At 56.1% G+C, this 759-nt stretch carries 1 rRNA gene; it reads left to right on the top strand.

The window, feature by feature from the left end:
- Positions 1–759: ribosomal RNA gene (locus tag K1558_RS32620) — 23S ribosomal RNA — on the top strand; the annotation flags it as partial.

The raw sequence follows: 759 nt of genomic DNA on the forward strand, positions 1-759 counted from the left end.
GAGGCAGGAGCGCAAGCTTCTGCGGAGGCGCCGTTGGGATACCACCCTGATCGTATCTAGGTTCTAACCTGGTACCCTCATCGGGTACGGGGACCGTGTCAGGCGGGCAGTTTGACTGGGGCGGTCGCCTCCTAAAGAGTAACGGAGGCGTTCAAAGGTTCCCTCAGAATGGTTGGAAATCATTCGAAGAGTGCAAAGGCAGAAGGGAGCTTGACTGCGAGACCAACAAGTCGAGCAGGGACGAAAGTCGGACTTAGTGATCCGGTGGTACCGCATGGAAGGGCCATCGCTCAACGGATAAAAGCTACCCTGGGGATAACAGGCTTATCTCCCCCAAGAGTCCACATCGACGGGGAGGTTTGGCACCTCGATGTCGGCTCATCGCATCCTGGGGCTGAAGTAGGTCCCAAGGGTTGGGCTGTTCGCCCATTAAAGCGGTACGCGAGCTGGGTTCAGAACGTCGTGAGACAGTTCGGTCCCTATCTGTCGTGGGCGCAGGAAATTTGAGAGGAGCTGTCCTTAGTACGAGAGGACCGGGATGGACGTACCGCTGGTGCACCAGTTGTTCCGCCAGGAGCATGGCTGGGTAGCTACGTACGGACGGGATAAGCGCTGAAAGCATCTAAGCGTGAAGCCCCCCTCAAGATGAGATTTCCCAGTATGTAAGACCCCTTGAAGACGACGAGGTAGATAGGTTGGAGGTGGAAGTGCAGCAATGCATGGAGCTGACCAATACTAATCGGTCGAGGGCTTATCCAA

The sequence above is a fragment of the Paenibacillus piscarius genome (assembly GCF_022234545.1).
Taxonomy (GTDB): domain Bacteria; phylum Bacillota; class Bacilli; order Paenibacillales; family Paenibacillaceae; genus Paenibacillus_AQ; species Paenibacillus_AQ piscarius.